Origin of the sequence: Chryseobacterium proteolyticum (assembly GCF_046591535.1) — a bacterium.
GTDB classification, from domain to species: domain Bacteria; phylum Bacteroidota; class Bacteroidia; order Flavobacteriales; family Weeksellaceae; genus Chryseobacterium; species Chryseobacterium proteolyticum.
Genome location: NZ_JBJLWK010000001.1, coordinates 222,906 through 238,948 on the forward strand (window position 1 = coordinate 222,906; position 16,043 = coordinate 238,948).

Here is a 16,043-nt window from a genome sequence, read left to right on the forward strand (position 1 = left end):
GCAGTTAAATGGATAATTCAATATTAAAAGTAGTAGGATGATTTGCAGAAGATTGGATGTCTATTTTTCCATTAAAAAGTTCCACTCTGCTTTTGAGATTTTTCAATCCCTGTCCTGTAAAGTTCTTGATTTGACTGGTATCGAAACCTTTACCATTATCTTCTACCGTAATGAAAAAACGGGATTGATTCTGGCTGCAGTCCACCAGGATTTCTGTACAGGATGAATGTTTCAAAGCATTGTTCAGTAATTCCTGAATAATTCTGTAAATCATAATCTGAATATTTTCCGGAATATCAGACCGGATCTGATTGGCCTGGAAATAAATACGGATGTCATCGGTTTCCAACATATGGCAGAGGTCATTTAATGCATGTTCCAGACCTAATTTGAGAAGCGTTTCCGGAATAAGGTTAAAAGAAATCTGCCGTAATTCAGTAATTGAATTGTTCAGGATTCCGTTCATATTTTCAATTTCATCCTTCGATGCAGGTCCCGAAGAACTACTTATCTTTAAAAATCTGGTTCTAAGGGAAGATAGCATACTTCCCACGCCGTCATGGAGGTCCCGGGCTATTCTCTTACGTTCATCTTCTTCTCCTCTGATCACCGCCTGCATGACTTCTATTTCCTTCTGATTTTTTAAGCTTTCCAGGTTTTGTACATAATTAAGGGACTGTTGGGTGGCTATTTTCTTCTGATTTTTTGAATTGATCCAAAGGAAGATAACAAGTAATAACAGAATAACCGAAACCGCAACCAGCAAACCATAGTAAAGTTTATTGTTCTGTGCAACCAAACGATCACGTTCGCGTTGAGCTTCAAGCTGGCTGATCTTCTTCTCATTTTCCGCCCGGTTAAACTTGGCTTCAAGAGCTGCTATTTTTCCCTGATACTCACTCAGGTTGAGGCTGTCATTGATTGTATTGTATCTGGACAGGTATTTATAAGCATTTTTGGTATCCCCCAGACTTTCAAAGGTCTGCGCCAGTTCCTTGGTATAGTTTCTCTGGTCAAGGGCAAAATGGGTCGTGCTTCCTATAAGATCCAGCAGCAGGTTTTTAGCATCTTCAAGCCGGTTCAGAGCTTTCAGGGGTTCATATTTGGAAAACTTCAGTCGATTGGTTAAAAGGATATCCTGATGGAGGGTACTGTTTACAATCCCTTTATCATAACTTTTTAAAGCATTATTAAACTGTCCGAGTCTGTAAAAATAAAAGCCCTCAGCTGTATAATAGCTGCCGTTGAGATTAGAATCCGGATATTTTCTAATAATATTGTATGCGATATCAAGAGATTTTTTAGCCTCCGCCAACATATGAAGGCGGCTTTTGTTTTCAGCATCTATAATATAGATGTCGGCCTTTGTTTCCTGGTAAGTATATGAAGATCTGGAGGCCTGTTCAATATATTCCTTAGCGGTTTTCAGGTAGCTGTCTGCCTTAATCCTTTCATCATAGTTCATGAAAATGGTTGCAACGGATTTGTAAAGAATACTCAGAGTTTCCAGATCGTTTCCTTTTTTACCCGTAGGGATGGCTTCATTGATGAGAATTTTCATCCCTTCCAGCTCATTGTTCTGTAAAACTTTGATAAGAGATATGTTTTTCAGGATAAAAGCCTGTAATGAATATGAGTCCTTGGTTTTATATTTCCTGAGCTCAGTAAGAGCAAGGTTGAGCTGCTTACCATAATTGTCAAAATCTCCCTTGCTTACTAATCCTGCCGCATTATAATAAATAGCCGCAGCTTTTAAGAAAGGATATTTGGGTGCTATCTTATTGGCAGTAAGGAGATATCTGTCAGATAGCTCGTTCTTTTTACTCCTTCTGAACAGATCGGCCAGCTTAAAACTGTTTATTCCTCGTATGCTGTCTGACTTGGTTGTCTGTATAACATGAGTAAGGCTGTCGATATATGAGCCGTCATCATCAAGGGTGTAAAACCTTTGAGAATAAGAAAAACTGAAAGTGAAAGATACCAGCAACAGGAGTAATTTTCTTTTCATACGTATAAATTGTGATCTTTGGTGCAGCAAAAATAAAATTCTTACTTATACAAATATACATTTATCACCATTTAAATGGTAGATACTTAAGTGCAGTTCGTGGATTTTTATCTGGTTAAACAACTCAAGCCTTCATGAGACATCTTTTCAAAACATTATTGATTCTGCAATGAGTGAGTTTTATTAATATAATATGCTACTAAGAGATTTGGAACCCAGCATAGCCAGGCAACAATAAGGTAGGATATATCCGGTGTCCCTATAGCTATTTTTAATAAAGGCATCCACAGTCTTAGTGTTACTGCTGCAAAAGTACAGGCATAGCTATAAGTCATCAGTTTCTGATGCTGTAAAACATCTCCTCCTTTTATCTTTAAAAATGCGGCAACGGTTGTAGAAAACCAAATCATTCCCAGGCTTATAAAACCTAATGAAGAAATAATTCCTCCATTAGCAAAGAAGCCAATATATATACCCGATACTGAGCTGATAATTACTGAGAATATATATGTTTTACCTATTATTCTGTGTAAAACTTTATGCTTATTCCTAAATGTTGCCCCAAACTGTCTCCATCCAATAAAAAGAGAGATACCCCCGAAGATTATATGGCTAAAGAAAAGAGCTCTCCAGACTGTATCATGAACAACTTCAGGAAGCTTGGTTTGTAAAAAAGTATGTTTGTGATCAACAAAAAGATAAATTAAAGGATATAGTCCGATTAATAATGCAAAAATAACCAGGATAACGAACAAAAATATTTTCATAGTAAAAGAGCTTGAGTTAAATGGCTTAACAATAGGGTGTTAAATGTTGTTTTTTTAGCAAAAGTGCGGATTGTTAAAAAAATAAATGCCCCAGAATGTAAGGTGGAACTAATTTCATACACATAAAATAACTGATTGAGCGGATTGTTTTGTGGAAGTCGAATAATTATTTTCTTTCTAACCTCTAACCTCTAACCTCCAATCTCAAGATTCTGCTCCTTTAAAAAGTCTCTCGGGGAACAATTCATATATTTTTTAAAATTGCGGTTAAAAGCAGTTTTGGAATTAAACCCACATTCAAATGCCAGTGAAAGAATAGTGAATTTTTGATTTTCCGGAAGGATAGCGATTCTTTTAAATTCTTCAATCCTTTGTATATTGATGTAATCGTAGAAGTTTTTGTCTTCAATGGTATTGATAACCTGAGAAAGAGTATTGGGATGTACTTCGATACTGCCGGCCAGTGTAGCCAGGTTTAATTCGGGATCTTTGAAAAGTTGTTCAGATTGCATTTTGGAAGTCAGCCTGGTGTAGATTTCCTGGATTGAGGCTTCGTTTAAAATCGATTTCTGATATTTAATCTGTTGATTTTCATTAGGCGGTGTGGTATCATCTTTTTCAGTATCTTTTATTTTTGGCTCTGGTAAATTTAAAATTCCTGCTTTGGTAATTCCGAAATAAGCCGCCAGTAATATAAAAATTACAACTGAGGTAAATGTGATTCTGTCATCTTTAAGGATAACTAAGATCCAGATTACAGCGATTCCAAAAATAAGGTAATATACCCAGTTCAAGTTGATCCTTTCAATGTTAGAATACTGTTTTGCAATACTGTCTTTGTATTTTTTTTAATGATCTGATACTAAGTATGATATATGTAATTCCGGAAATATAAATAAGTATATTGATATTTTCTCTTATGTTTTGATACCTCATTCCGCCATTATGATAAATTAAAATCTTATCTTTTGTCGAAAGTAAATAGAAATCCCACAAAATAAGATACACGACCAAAGGAGGAATGAAATGCAGAATCCTCAGATATCTGCGATTGTTTTGCTGAGTAAGCGTAAGGACATATACATAAAGCATAGGTCCATGTATCAAAGGAAGAGGAATCTCTAATCCCAATAAATAAGGAGTAGTAATATTGTTTTCGGAAAAATTTAAATAAAATAATGTCAAATGAATCCCAATGATAAAGAACCATAATGCCAAAAGGTAATCTGCCATCATTTTCCTTTTCTTACCTAAAATGAGAAAAGAAGAAAAATAAGCAATAAAGATTCCTAATAAATAGAACATGTTACAATACCAAACCGAGTAATGACCAAAAATAAAATATTAAAATCATATTTCTGAGGTATATTTTATTTGACGGACATTTTTCAGGGTTGGGAGTGAATAACCTGCTATTAATAAGAACTTTTTAATATGAATTTTGACTTTTAAATTTTCATAATTTTATTAAAAAGATGGAAAATAGAATAGCTAAATCAAAATTTAAGTGTACATTTAATTATATTGAATGCGCCAAGCAACTACTTTTATGAAGAGTAATGAGGAGGACGGTAATTTGTAGTGCTTACCGAACTATAATGAAAACGTAAAATGAACTCAAACACCAATTCACAAATAAAAAACAATCACAATAAGACCGGAAATTTTTTCCTCGATGTAAAAAAAGGACTGGATAGCAATCCCAAAAGATTATCTTCAAAATATTTTTATGATGAAGTAGGAGACCGGCTTTTCCAGAAGATAATGGCAATGCCTGAATACTATCTTACCCAATGTGAGCTTGATATATTTCAAAATAAAACAGCCGATATCGCTAATCTGATAGGTTTTGACAATACTCCTTTCGATCTGATCGAACTGGGGGCAGGTGATGCTATGAAATCGACCTATCTTCTTAAATATATGATAGATAAGGGGTTGGATTTTACTTATATGCCCATTGATATTTCAGGTAATATTTTATCTGTCCTGGATCAGAAATTAAAAAAGGAGATACCTGATTTAAAAGTTACCCAGCTCGAGGGAGAATATTTTCAAATGCTCAATAAAGCGGCCTCGCTTTCCTCAAGAAGAAAAGTCATTTTGTTTTTGGGAGGGAACATCGGTAATATGGAACTCGAAGAGGCTAATGCATTTTGTATAGGATTGAAAGATCACCTGAATCCCGGAGACAGGATTCTGATAGGGTTTGATCTTAAAAAAAAATCCTCACACCATCTTAAATGCCTATAACGACGCCACCGGTATAACAGCAGCTTTTAACCTTAATCTTCTTACGCGTATCAATAAGGAACTTAATGCTGATTTTAATATTGAGCAATTTCAGCATTATCAGACGTATGATCCTATAAGCGGAGCATGCAGGAGTTATCTTGTGAGTCTGGCCGATCAGGTGGTAAATATAGATCATACGGAGATTATATTTAAGGAAAATGAACTGATAGATATGGAGGTTTCACAGAAATTTTCTGAGGCCGATATAAAAGAATTGGCAAAGAAAACGGGCTTTGAGATTGACGGAGAAATTAAAGACTCGAAGAAATGGTTTATTGACTCCGTCTGGAAGTTTAAATAAATAATAAAAAATCTAAAAAGATGATAGCAAATCCTAAGATTATTGATGCCGTAACGACTTACAGGAATATTCGCAGCCATTCGTTGGCTATTTGTGCTCCTCTTGAGACTGAAGATTTTGTCGTACAGCCTATCGTGGATGTAAGCCCGCCAAAATGGCATTTAGGACATACCACATGGTTTTTTGAAACCTTTATTCTCGTTCCGAATTTTCCGGGGTACACTGTTTTTGATCCTCAATATAATTTTGTATTCAACAGCTATTACGAAACCATAGGAGCAAGAGTAATCCGTACAGACCGGGGTAATTTGAGCCGCCCTTCAGTGGCAGATGTGTATCGCTACAGGGAATATGTGGACCGCCAGATGACTGCTTTTCTTCAGAGTGAATTTATGAACCCTTCCATTGAGCCGCTTTTGGAGCTGGGACTCAATCATGAACAACAACACCAGGAGTTGTTGCTTACGGACATCAAATATATTTTAGGTCACAATCCTCTTTTCCCGGCGTACCGGAAAGATAAGGAAGAAAACAAGGAAATGGTCCGGACGGATGAAATGATCAGATTAGGTGAAGGGGTGTATGAAATTGGTTTTAATGGTAATGGCTTTTGCTTTGATAACGAACTGGGAAGACATAAAGTATACCTCAACAATTTTGAAATAAGTGACCGTCTGGTTACCAATGGCGAATATCTGGAATTTATAAATGACAACGGATATAGGGATTTCAGACATTGGCATGCAGAGGGTTGGGACTGGGTGAAACAAAATGAGGTGAAATCACCGCTATATTGGCATTGGATCGATGAAAAATGGATGTATTATACTTTAGATGGTTTACAGGAAGTAGATCCTGACGAAGCGGTTTGCCACATCAATTTCTATGAAGCTTCAGCCTTTGCAGCATGGAAAGGAATGCGTCTTCCAACCGAAGCGGAGTGGGAGGTTGCTTCCGTACATTTTCAGTGGGGAGAAAGGTGGGAATGGACGGGAAGTGCTTATTTACCATATCCCGGATTTAAAAAAGAAGCGGGTGCCGTTGGCGAGTATAACGGAAAGTTTATGGTCAATCAAATGGTTTTAAGAGGGGCTTCCGAAGCTACACCGAAAGGACACAGCAGAAATACATACAGGAATTTCTTTCATGCAAATCTTCAGTGGCAGTTTACAGGAATAAGATTAGCAAGATAAGTCCTGCCTATGATTAAAGTAGAATCACTCACTAAAAAATTTGATGACCGGATTGCCGTTGATCATATCTCTTTCGAAGCACAGGATAAAGAAATTCTGGTGCTTCTCGGAACAAGCGGTTGTGGAAAAACCACAACCCTGAAAATGATCAATCGCCTGATAGAAGCTGATTCTGGTGATATCTGGATTGACGGACAAAATATTCTTGAAAAAAAAACCGGAAGAGCTCCGAATGCACATTGGCTTTGTTATGCAGCATGCCGGGCTTTTTCCTCATTATAACATACGCCGGAATATTGCTGTGGTTCCCGAGCTGCTCAAATGGGAGAAAAAGAAGATCAGAAGCAGAACGGAAGAACTTATGGAAAAGCTTCACCTGCCGGAAGAACTGCTTTCCCGTTTTCCCCAGGAATTAAGCGGCGGACAGCAGCAACGGGTCGGGATCGCAAGAGCTTTAATAGCAGATACCCCGATATTATTAATGGATGAGCCTTTTGGAGCATTAGATAATATTACTAAAGCGGATATTCATTCTGAATTTAAATCATTAGAGGAACTTAAAAATAAAACCATTATTCTTGTTACACATGATGTACAGGAAGCCTTCGAGCTGGGGCAAAGGATCTGCCTTATGAATGAAGGAAAGATCGTCCAGATCGGGACTCCCAAGGAAATGCTCTATCATCCTGCCGGGGATTTTGTGAAAAATTTCTTTGCAGAAAACAGGCTTTTGCTTGAATATAAAGTTGCCACCCTGGATAATATAAGTCCTTTTCTTGAACAGAACGAAAGTTTCAGAGAAGAATTTGATAGAAAGGAAAATGTGTGGAATATTTTACAGAAACTCAGTGCAGATAAAAGCTATTCGGATCAGTACGAAAAACTGAGCGAGGCATTTAACCTTTACAGAAAAGCACAGGCATAATGACACAGCAGAACCTCTGGCAATTTATTGCCGAACAGCAGGATAAACTTCTTCTCCAGATTATACAGCATCTTGGGCTTACTTTTGTATCATTACTCCTGGCAATAATTGTGGGTGTTCCGTTAGGAATATTCATCGCCAGAAAGAAATTATTTGCCAACCCTGTCCTGGGAACTGCCGGTATACTGCAGACCATTCCGAGTATAGCTTTACTTGGATTTATGATTCCTGCCTTTGGCATCGGGGCTACACCAGCCATTGTAGCATTACTGATATATGCCCTTCTGCCAATTATACGGAATACCTATACGGGAATTACGGGAGTAGATGCTTCGGTTGTAGAAGCTGCCCAGGCAATGGGAATGAACAAAAAACAGCTCTTGTTCAAAGTAGAGCTTCCATTGGCAATGCCTGTAATCATTGCAGGAATAAGGACAGCTGCAGTAATCAATGTGGGTGTGGCGACTTTAGCCTCATTTGTTGCGGCAGGAGGATTGGGAGAATTTATATTTGGAGGAATCTCCCTTAATAATACCAATATGATTCTAGCAGGCGCCATCCCGGCTGCGTTACTGGCTATTATCCTGGATCAGCTGATTGCTGTTTTACAGAAATCCGGCTATAGGAGGCTTCGTAAGATGCTGTTCATTATTCCTATAGTTTTGGTTATTATTGGAGGTGTATATGTGTTTAATTCCTATTCCGGAACCAAGCTTAAAGCAGGTTTTACGCCTGAATTTATGGGAAGGCAGGATGGAGATATTGGATTGAGATCAGTATACGGGCTTAATGCCAAACCACTTATTGTAAGTGATGCCATTATGTATAAAGCAGCTTACGATAAGGAACTGGATCTCATAAGTGGATATTCTACAGACGGAAGGATTAAAGCCTATGATCTGTATGTACTGGAGGACGATAAAAAAAATATTTCCACCGTATTTTGCCGCACCCATTATAAAGACAAAAACATTACAAAAGTTTCCGCAGCTGCAAGAAACGCTCAATTTGCTGGCAGGAAAATTCAATGACTCTGTCATGACGGATCTCAATTATCGGTCTGATTACCTCCACCAAACCCCGGAAAAAATTGCAAAGGACTTCCTGAAGCAGCATGATCTTTTCAAAAATTCCCGAAAAGGGAATGGAGGGACGGTGCGGATCGGCTCCAAAATTTTTGGAGAGCAATATATTCTTACAGAAATGTATAAGATGCTTATTGAAGGCAATACGGATTATAAAGTAGAAACCAAAACAGGCTTGGGAGGAACGAAAATTTGTTTCGATGCATTAGTTAATGATGCCATTGATTTCTATCCTGAATATACGGGAACAGGCCTTTTGGTCCTTTTAAAACCTTCGGAAACAATTTTAAAAGAGGTGAGCCCAAGTCCTGAAAAAACCTACAACTATGTAAACGCGGAATTTAAAAAACAATATGGTATAGAATGGCTTCAGCCTTTAGGGTTTAATAATTCCTACGCCCTGATGATGAGACGGGAACATGCCCGGCAATTAAACATAAAAAATATTTCAGATCTCAAAAACTATCTAGATACTCCTTAATTCAATGACTTATAATTTCGACGAAATAATCTCCAGACGAGGCACCAATTCCATCAAATGGGATTCTGTGGCAGATGATAATGTACTCCCCATGTGGGTGGCTGATATGGACTTTAAAACCCCTCCTGAAATCATAAATGCTCTTTCACGGAAAGCTGAACAGGGAATGTTTGGATATAGCTTTACTCCCCATGCACTTTATGATGCAATTATCAGTTGGTGGGAAACAAGTCATGAGGTCAGTTTAAAAAAAGAATGGTTGCTTCCTGTTCCGGGAATGATTCCGGTAATTTCTGCTATTGTAAGAACATACCTTCAGCCGGGAGATCATATTATAGTACAATCACCTGTATACAACCATTTTTTTTTACTGATTGAAAATTGCGGATGCCATGCGGTTGAAAATCATTTGATCTACGAAAACGGAAACTATCAGATTGATTTTGAAGACCTCGAAATGAAGGCTTCAGACCCTCAGAATAAAATGCTGCTGCTTTGTAGTCCCCACAACCCTGTAGGAAGAGTATGGACAAGACAGGAACTGGAAAAAATAGCTTCAATATGTTCGAGACATAATGTGATGGTTATCTCTGATGAAATTCACGCCGATATCGTGTATAAAGAAAACAAGCATGTGCCATTTCTTTCTGTAGCGGAAGATTATGATCTACTTTCTGTAACCTGCGGTTCTCCCTGTAAAACATTTAATTTGTCCAGCCTGCCTGTGTCATATGTTATTACTAAAGATCAGGAGTTTAAAAAACAAATTTCAAAAATATTATCCATACAGGAGACTTATGGTATCAATCCATTTGCGGCTGAAGCTTTAATTGCTGCCTATACACATGGAAGGGACTGGATGGAGGAATTAAAAGAATATTTGTATAATAATTATCTGTTTTTAAAAGATTTCTGCAAAGATCATTTACCCAATATAACCATTAGCCCATTACAGGCGACCTACCTTGTATGGCTGGATTGCCGGATTTTGGGTAAAGGATCTGAAGAGCTTTCAAAACTCCTGTTTAAGGAAGAAAAATTGTGGCTGAATCCGGGAACAATGTATGGCAGTTCCGGGGAAGGTTTTTTGCGAATGAACATTGCCTGTCCCAGAGAAGTTTTGGAAGAAGGTTTAAAACGGTTTGAAAAATATATCAATAAGAGACAGGATTAACTTATATTCCTATTTTAAAAGCCTTTCAATAATTCTGGAAGGCTTTTATTTTATAGATTTCTATCGGCCTTTTCTTTTTTAAGTTGCTTCCATTTATTAATATTTACAATTAAAATAGGAACCAGAGCGATAGGAATCACGGCCAAAGCACTGAATTTGTGTTTGAATGTTAGAAAAAGATTACTAAAGAATAAAAGTGGAATAGCAACCATAAGCAAAATGGTTATTGCTTTTGAATTTTTTTCCTGATTAATAAGTTCCTCATTGGTGTATTCTGTTATTGGTTTATTTTTCATGTTATTTTTTGTTGATGACTTCAAGGTTATTAATTTTTCCAACCGGTGCGGTCGCTGTATTTATAAATTAAGATTGATAAAGTTGGCCAGCATCTTCGTATTATTTCCGTAATGATGGTTTCCCGGAATATGTTTCATCTTATAATTACTACCCAGCTTTATTTCATAATACGGAAAATGGGCAAATTCAAAATCACTTACAATAAGCAGTACAGGAACTGTTCCCATTTTGTTGATCTCCGGGATGACCTGTAAACTTCCTTTGGGCTCAACTCCAAAATATTCATCCAGGTGAATCTGAAAGTCATTGCTTTTAGAAGGCCCCATAATAAAGACTTTTTGGATCTTGCTTTTCAGATCAGGAGTAAAACGGTTATATACAAATGGAGTTACATCAGCACCAAATGAAAACCCAAGAAGAATTACTTTTTGATTTTTCCGTCCCTGCAATTGCTGGTTGATGTAATTCTCTATATCTCCGGAAGTTTGTTCCGGTGTTTTTTTTATTCCAGAAGTAAGCCTTCGTGTCCAAAGCAAACACATCATACCCTAATTTGTGGAGATCTGTACCCAGGCCTTTTGTAAAAGTATTAAAGCCGGCGTCGCCACTGATGTAAAAGATAACAGGTTTGTCGGTGTTTGAATTCCATTCCGTTATTTTGAAGTCATTATCTTTTTGACAGCCTGAAAAAATGGTCAGTAGGGATAATGATAGGAGATTGCCGAATTTTCGTAGTCTATTCTTCATTTTTCTGTGGTTTCATCACTTTATTTAATGCCGTTGGTATCTGGAGCAGTTCAAAATCACTGTTATAAACAAGATACTGATCTTCCCAGAGACTGGCATATTTCTCTTTAAAGTTTCGCAGTGTTTGATAATGTTTAAAGCTACCGACCCTCTGATATGCAAACTTCATGATATCCTCAGCCGTATTATGGGTCTGTTGTATCCCTGCCATTGGGGTCATTCCCATGTTTATGTATTTCAGGTTTTTGCTTTTGGCATATTCTACAAGTTTTACGATCAGTACATCAGTACTGCCGTTGGGAGCATCTTCAGTTTTTCTGATCATATCATAGCTGCACTCGTCAGGAGCACAATGGGGAATTATATTCAGAAATGCAACGCATCGTCCGTTATTATCAGAAATGGTAATAAGATCCTGGTTTCTTACCGTATCGCGATCAAACATTCCCTCTGCAAAAACAATTTCCTTTTTATCAAATTCCCTGAGCCATTCATCAGAAACACTTTGGATCTGGTCTATGGTTTTATCATCCTGAGGCGCATATCGTATTTCCGTAATATAACCGGACTTTTCAACCGCATTGATGCCGTTCCTGATCGTCTTTTTATCTTTTCCTGTAAGCGTAAAACCTTCTGCATCCAGGATGGCATCCTGACCGATAAACAATTTTTGTTTTTTTAAGGGATTAAAATAAATGATACCACTTTCACTCACTCTGTAATAGCAGGTTTTTAAATTGTTTTTCTTACAGAACAGATCGAATTCCCTGATCAAGTCTGTTTTGTGATGTTCAGCGCATACGGGCTCTTCGAGAACAACTGCAAATCCATTCGCCGTACGAAAAGACACAACCCCATTAATTTCTTCAGAAAAATAAAACTCCTTTTCTTTGGCCAACTTAAAATAATCCAATGAAGATGTTCCGAATTCTTCTATCAGCTGTTTAGCGTTAATGGCATTTTCTTTCTCATCTTTCACGACCCAGGAATGAGTTCTGTAAAACGAAAGAATGAGCACCAACCAGGAAATTACCCCAAGAATATAGTTAAGGTTCTGGAAATCCCGTGCAAATCCGGTAAGAGGGGTAAGTCCCGAATCTTTGAACAGCAGGAATGTGTATAATGTATAATAAAGGGCTTCTTTCTTTGTAAAATCAATGCCGAAATGGGATTTGCTGATAAAATAAAAGCTGAAATAGTTGAAAATAAGGATAATGGTGAATATTCCTAAAAACCAGCTGAAACCTCTTTGTAAAGAAACGATTTTAGTCGTAAAGATATACTCCTTTCTGCTGTACCAGAGAAGTCCCAAAGTAAATGCAGAAAATAAGGCCTCCTCATAGTCAAGTGCTTTAGACAAATTAAAAATAATGGATACTATGGTGAGTACTACTGCAAAATACCAGGCTCTTTTATATCCCCGGAAAAGATTAGCGGAGGTTACAAGCAGCAAGACCCCGGAAATGAGCGTGATCATTTTGGAAATATGGATCAGCTCCCAGGGCAGATACCCTTTCAGGATGTGTAAACGATCCGTAAGGGCTGGAGTAATTACCGAAAGGATATTGATGATGCCCAATAAAAAAATCATAACTACAGGTAAAATACGGGCCAATAGTTTTCGTCCGCTCCATAGGTAAGCAAAAATCCCAAGAACCAATGGAATCCAGAATTCAAAAAAACGGTAGAGCAGAGTAATGCCTAAACCGTCAGCGTGGCTGTATCCGAAGTTCGTAAGAATATAGGTAAGCGAAAACTCCACGGCTCCCAAGCCACGGAGGAAAGGGGAGACGATCATCAGTAAAATCGAAACAACATACGATATCGCTGCAGCAGAAAATGATGCCGGAACTCCGAAAGCATACATGGCAATCAGGAGATGGAAAACACCACAGAATTCAATAAGTACTGAAACTAAAATAGTGATCCAGAAATACTTTCTGTCGATTTCATTATTGAATATCTCATCTATGGAAGCAATGAATTTAGGAAATTTCCGATCCAGAAACCGGTAGAGGGAATTTTTCTTACGGAACGAAACGAATACTGAATAACTGCCTAAAAGAATAGCAGCCAAGACAATAATCCCCACCCAGCTGTCATTGAAGCTTTTATTGATCAGGACTGCGTAAGCAATTAACGGGATTCCTACGATCATTACCGTTAGTAATCCTACAAATCCATAAATTGCACTTGCCTGATGGATCTTGGAGGATTTATATCCTTTTGTTCTGATATTCCTGGGAAGGTATGCCAGCGAGCTTACACCTCCGGCAGGAAGAAATACACTAAGAAAGTTTCGTTTTAAAAATAAAACGGTGGCATCAGATATCCCTACATTCAGTTGGGTTGCACGAAAGCTCGTTACATACATTAAACCTTGGAGCAGGACATAAATCAGTGTTAAAAGTATACCTGTCAGAACCCAGCTTAATTTTGAGTTTTGCAATTGAGGGCCTATGGTTGCGAGTTCGTGTCTTTCACTGCGGAAAAATACGAAGGCCAGTAATAAAATAATAACTGCCAGAACTTCTTTCCAACGAACCAGCCTGAAGATTTTTGAAAATTTTATGTTTTTCATATTCGTGATATAGAACCCTTTCATGCATTTTTTACGCTGAAATGTCCTGAAATCAAAAATAAATAAAAAACGTGTAGCAATTCACAGATATTTTACTTTATTTAAAGTAATCTGTTGTTAGTTCTGATAGCATTTCGGACAGATTCCACTTACCACAAAATTGTAACTTTTGGCAACAAAGTGTTTAGGGAGTGTTATTTCAGGAACCACATTTTCTATGCATGTTACAGACAAGCATTTTTCACAATTAAAGTGAATATGATTATGAGAGTGATCATTTTCTGTGCAATGATGGCATTTTGCGTAATTCACAACACCATCCACATTAACGATCTTATGGATTTTTCCTTCCTCTTCAAGACGGTCGAGCACGCGGTAAGTGGTAACACGGTTGCACAGATCCCCGATTTTTTCCTGGATAGCGGTGTGAGATAATGCGCTGTCAGAGCTATTAATAATGTTTAATATTTCTGTTTTGGCCTGGGTGTTTCTGACTTGTTTCATGATTTTATTGCAACTTTGTTGCATTAATTAAAATTAATATCTACATTTGCAACAAAGTTACGATAAGTATTTTAAACTTAAATATCATTTATGAAATCAAAAATTTTAGATGCAGTAGGTATTTCCGCAGCGGTTTTATGCCTGATTCATTGTATTGTCTTTCCTTTACTGATGATCATTCCCCTTGGAATATCCCACAATCCCTATATCGATCTGGCGTTTCTGCTCATCGGAGCCATCGTAGTTTATAGAGTCACGAAGAAAATCTCAAAAACATGGCTGAAATGGTGGTTTTGGATCTCCATTCTATTAATCTCCGTGTCTGTATTGGTAGACCTGATTTTTGAAATCCATATTCCTTTAATATATATTGGAGCTGCAGGTTTAATCGCAGGCCATATTTTCAATTTTAATAATCATCAACATTAACCTATTATGGAGAATAAACTTCCCGTAACCGTGCTCAGCGGATTTCTTGGTGCCGGAAAAACGACATTACTAAATCATGTTTTACACAATAAAGATGGTTTAAAAGTAGCGGTGATCGTTAACGATATGAGTGAAATCAATATTGATGCACGCCTTGTAGAAAATCAGGGTACATTATCCCGTACAGAAGAGAAGCTGGTGGAAATGAGTAATGGCTGTATCTGCTGTACTCTTCGCGAAGATCTGATGATTGAAGTAGAACGGCTGGCAAAAGAGAAAAGATTTGATTATCTCTTAATTGAAAGCACCGGTATCAGCGAGCCTGTTCCAGTAGCACAAACTTTTACCTATGCAGATGAGGAAAACGGGATTGATCTTTCCGCATTCAGCTATGTAGATACAATGGTTACCGTAGTGGATTGCTTTAATTTCTTTAAAGATTTTGGCTCCAACGAGTTATTAATGGACCGCGATCTTACGGATATGGAAGGTGATTTCCGTACGATCGTAAACCTGCTGACGGATCAGATAGAGTTTGCCAATGTAATCATATTGAATAAGACGGATTTGGTCAACGCAGAAACGGTGGGCTTTTTAAAAGCAACCATCGGAAAGTTGAATCCTGCTGCAAGGATTATCACTTCTGAATTTGGGAAAGTAGCTCCCGGGGAAATACTGAATACTCATTTATTTGATTTTGAAGAAGCCCAACAATCTGCCGGATGGCAGAAAGAGCTGGAAGCAGAACATCATACTCCGGAAACTGAAGAATATGGAATAGGATCATTTGTTTTCAGAAACAAAAAGCCATTCCATCCGATGAGGTTTTGGACCTATCTAAACGAGCAATATCCGGAAGGTGCTTTACGGGCAAAAGGTTTATTCTGGCTTGCTTCACGTCCTGATGACGCATTGAACTTTTCGCAGGCAGGCGGTTCTTTCCGTCTTGAAAAAGCAGGAGTATGGTGGTCCAGTATGCCTATGAGCAATAGAGTGCAGTACTCTTCATTTCTGCAAAATCAGGAATTTATAGAAAGCCGGTGGGATAAAAACTGGGGGGACCGCATTAATGAATTGGTCTTTATCGGGCAGAATTTAGATCAGGAAAAGATGATGGCAGATCTGGAGTATTGTCTCTTAAACGGAGATGAAAAGAAAATGTTTGATGAATCTGTAATTTTTCAGGATCCTTTTCCGCAGAATATATGATCAATTCTGTTAAAATTAAATTTACAATTAATTAATGCAACATTGTT

The 16,043-nt window shown here is 37.6% G+C and carries 16 protein-coding genes and 2 pseudogenes; 9 read left to right on the top strand and 9 right to left on the bottom strand.

Annotated features, from left to right (window positions below; translation table 11 throughout):
- Positions 1–4: 4 nt before the first annotated feature.
- The 4 genes from ACJ5H0_RS00800 to ACJ5H0_RS00815 form a co-directional block, all read right to left on the bottom strand.
- Positions 5–2,008, bottom strand: a complete 2,004-nt coding sequence (locus ACJ5H0_RS00800; protein ID WP_411246759.1) for a sensor histidine kinase — start codon at positions 2,006–2,008, stop codon at positions 5–7.
- Between the two features lie 155 nt (positions 2,009–2,163).
- Complete coding sequence (locus ACJ5H0_RS00805; protein ID WP_411246760.1) at positions 2,164–2,775, bottom strand: DUF2306 domain-containing protein; 612 nt, start codon at positions 2,773–2,775, stop codon at positions 2,164–2,166.
- A gap of 191 nt (positions 2,776–2,966) precedes the next feature.
- Positions 2,967–3,569: a helix-turn-helix domain-containing protein gene (locus ACJ5H0_RS00810; protein ID WP_411246761.1), complete on the bottom strand. Its 603-nt coding sequence runs from the start codon at positions 3,567–3,569 to the stop codon at positions 2,967–2,969.
- Positions 3,570–3,585: 16 nt separating this feature from the next.
- Positions 3,586–4,080, bottom strand: coding sequence for a hypothetical protein (locus tag ACJ5H0_RS00815; protein ID WP_411246762.1), 495 nt, complete (start codon positions 4,078–4,080; stop codon positions 3,586–3,588).
- 306 nt (positions 4,081–4,386) lie between these two features.
- Here ACJ5H0_RS00815 and ACJ5H0_RS00820 point away from each other — a divergent pair, with 306 nt between their 5' ends.
- The 7 genes and pseudogenes from ACJ5H0_RS00820 to ACJ5H0_RS00850 all read left to right on the top strand — a co-directional run bounded on the left by ACJ5H0_RS00820 (position 4,387) and on the right by ACJ5H0_RS00850 (position 10,229).
- A complete protein-coding gene (locus ACJ5H0_RS00820) occupies positions 4,387–5,028 on the top strand; it encodes an L-histidine N(alpha)-methyltransferase (RefSeq protein ID WP_411246763.1) in 642 nt (213 codons plus the stop codon).
- Positions 4,985–5,371 (top strand): L-histidine N(alpha)-methyltransferase, encoded by a 387-nt coding sequence (locus ACJ5H0_RS00825; protein ID WP_411246764.1) that lies wholly within the window; start codon positions 4,985–4,987, stop codon positions 5,369–5,371. The genes ACJ5H0_RS00820 and ACJ5H0_RS00825 overlap by 44 nt, the downstream gene beginning before the upstream one ends.
- A 20-nt stretch (positions 5,372–5,391) precedes the next feature.
- The gene (egtB, locus tag ACJ5H0_RS00830) at positions 5,392–6,564 is read left to right on the top strand and encodes an ergothioneine biosynthesis protein EgtB (protein WP_411246765.1); all 1,173 of its coding nucleotides are present in this window, start codon (positions 5,392–5,394) and stop codon (positions 6,562–6,564) included.
- Between the two features lie 9 nt (positions 6,565–6,573).
- Positions 6,574–7,489, top strand: a pseudogene (locus tag ACJ5H0_RS00835) (ABC transporter ATP-binding protein).
- On the top strand, positions 7,489–8,520 hold the full coding sequence (locus ACJ5H0_RS00840; RefSeq protein ID WP_411246766.1) for an ABC transporter permease/substrate-binding protein: 1,032 nt from the start codon (positions 7,489–7,491) through the stop codon (positions 8,518–8,520). The pseudogene ACJ5H0_RS00835 and the gene ACJ5H0_RS00840 overlap by 1 nt, the downstream one beginning before the upstream one ends.
- Positions 8,447–9,055, top strand: a complete 609-nt coding sequence (locus ACJ5H0_RS00845) for a glycine betaine ABC transporter substrate-binding protein (protein WP_411248039.1) — start codon at positions 8,447–8,449, stop codon at positions 9,053–9,055. Before ACJ5H0_RS00840 ends, ACJ5H0_RS00845 begins: the two co-directional genes overlap by 74 nt.
- A 4-nt stretch (positions 9,056–9,059) precedes the next feature.
- Positions 9,060–10,229: a MalY/PatB family protein gene (locus tag ACJ5H0_RS00850; protein WP_411246767.1), complete on the top strand. Its 1,170-nt coding sequence runs from the start codon at positions 9,060–9,062 to the stop codon at positions 10,227–10,229.
- A gap of 50 nt (positions 10,230–10,279) precedes the next feature.
- Here the strand turns inward: ACJ5H0_RS00850 and ACJ5H0_RS00855 are convergent, their stop codons facing one another.
- The 5 genes and pseudogenes from ACJ5H0_RS00855 to ACJ5H0_RS00875 all read right to left on the bottom strand — a co-directional run bounded on the left by ACJ5H0_RS00855 (position 10,280) and on the right by ACJ5H0_RS00875 (position 14,358).
- Positions 10,280–10,525 (bottom strand): redox-active disulfide protein 2, encoded by a 246-nt coding sequence (locus tag ACJ5H0_RS00855; protein ID WP_200245706.1) that lies wholly within the window; start codon positions 10,523–10,525, stop codon positions 10,280–10,282.
- Between the two features lie 60 nt (positions 10,526–10,585).
- Positions 10,586–11,071: an AcvB/VirJ family lysyl-phosphatidylglycerol hydrolase gene (locus ACJ5H0_RS00860; RefSeq protein WP_411246768.1), complete on the bottom strand. Its 486-nt coding sequence runs from the start codon at positions 11,069–11,071 to the stop codon at positions 10,586–10,588.
- Between the two features lie 10 nt (positions 11,072–11,081).
- Positions 11,082–11,273: pseudogene (locus ACJ5H0_RS00865) on the bottom strand (hypothetical protein); the annotation flags it as partial.
- The gene (locus ACJ5H0_RS00870) at positions 11,263–13,854 is read right to left on the bottom strand and encodes a phosphatidylglycerol lysyltransferase domain-containing protein (RefSeq protein ID WP_411246769.1); all 2,592 of its coding nucleotides are present in this window, start codon (positions 13,852–13,854) and stop codon (positions 11,263–11,265) included. The pseudogene ACJ5H0_RS00865 and the gene ACJ5H0_RS00870, both read right to left, overlap by 11 nt.
- A gap of 117 nt (positions 13,855–13,971) precedes the next feature.
- Entirely contained in the window at positions 13,972–14,358 is a 387-nt protein-coding gene (locus ACJ5H0_RS00875; protein ID WP_172283402.1) for a Fur family transcriptional regulator, read from the bottom strand.
- A 90-nt stretch (positions 14,359–14,448) separates the two neighbouring features.
- On the opposite strand from ACJ5H0_RS00875, the gene ACJ5H0_RS00880 reads away from it, so the two are divergent.
- Together ACJ5H0_RS00880 and ACJ5H0_RS00885 are read left to right on the top strand one after the other, a co-directional pair.
- A complete protein-coding gene (locus ACJ5H0_RS00880; protein ID WP_172283400.1) occupies positions 14,449–14,787 on the top strand; it encodes a MerC domain-containing protein in 339 nt (112 codons plus the stop codon).
- Between the two features lie 6 nt (positions 14,788–14,793).
- On the top strand, positions 14,794–15,996 hold the full coding sequence (locus ACJ5H0_RS00885; RefSeq protein ID WP_411246770.1) for a GTP-binding protein: 1,203 nt from the start codon (positions 14,794–14,796) through the stop codon (positions 15,994–15,996).
- Positions 15,997–16,043: the final 47 nt, after the last annotated feature.

Coding starts and splice junctions, on each gene's coding strand:
- ACJ5H0_RS00840 (WP_411246766.1), top strand. CDS start 7,489: ATGACACAGCAGAACCTCTGGCAATTTATTGCCGAACAGCAGGATAAA.
- ACJ5H0_RS00875 (WP_172283402.1), bottom strand. CDS start 14,358: ATGAAACAAGTCAGAAACACCCAGGCCAAAACAGAAATATTAAACATT.
- ACJ5H0_RS00815 (WP_411246762.1), bottom strand. CDS start 4,080: ATGTTCTATTTATTAGGAATCTTTATTGCTTATTTTTCTTCTTTTCTC.
- ACJ5H0_RS00860 (WP_411246768.1), bottom strand. CDS start 11,071: ATGATGTGTTTGCTTTGGACACGAAGGCTTACTTCTGGAATAAAAAAA.
- ACJ5H0_RS00855 (WP_200245706.1), bottom strand. CDS start 10,525: ATGAAAAATAAACCAATAACAGAATACACCAATGAGGAACTTATTAAT.
- ACJ5H0_RS00850 (WP_411246767.1), top strand. CDS start 9,060: ATGACTTATAATTTCGACGAAATAATCTCCAGACGAGGCACCAATTCC.
- egtB (WP_411246765.1), top strand. CDS start 5,392: ATGATAGCAAATCCTAAGATTATTGATGCCGTAACGACTTACAGGAAT.
- ACJ5H0_RS00805 (WP_411246760.1), bottom strand. CDS start 2,775: ATGAAAATATTTTTGTTCGTTATCCTGGTTATTTTTGCATTATTAATC.
- ACJ5H0_RS00885 (WP_411246770.1), top strand. CDS start 14,794: ATGGAGAATAAACTTCCCGTAACCGTGCTCAGCGGATTTCTTGGTGCC.
- ACJ5H0_RS00870 (WP_411246769.1), bottom strand. CDS start 13,854: ATGAAAAACATAAAATTTTCAAAAATCTTCAGGCTGGTTCGTTGGAAA.
- ACJ5H0_RS00880 (WP_172283400.1), top strand. CDS start 14,449: ATGAAATCAAAAATTTTAGATGCAGTAGGTATTTCCGCAGCGGTTTTA.
- ACJ5H0_RS00820 (WP_411246763.1), top strand. CDS start 4,387: ATGAACTCAAACACCAATTCACAAATAAAAAACAATCACAATAAGACC.
- ACJ5H0_RS00800 (WP_411246759.1), bottom strand. CDS start 2,008: ATGAAAAGAAAATTACTCCTGTTGCTGGTATCTTTCACTTTCAGTTTT.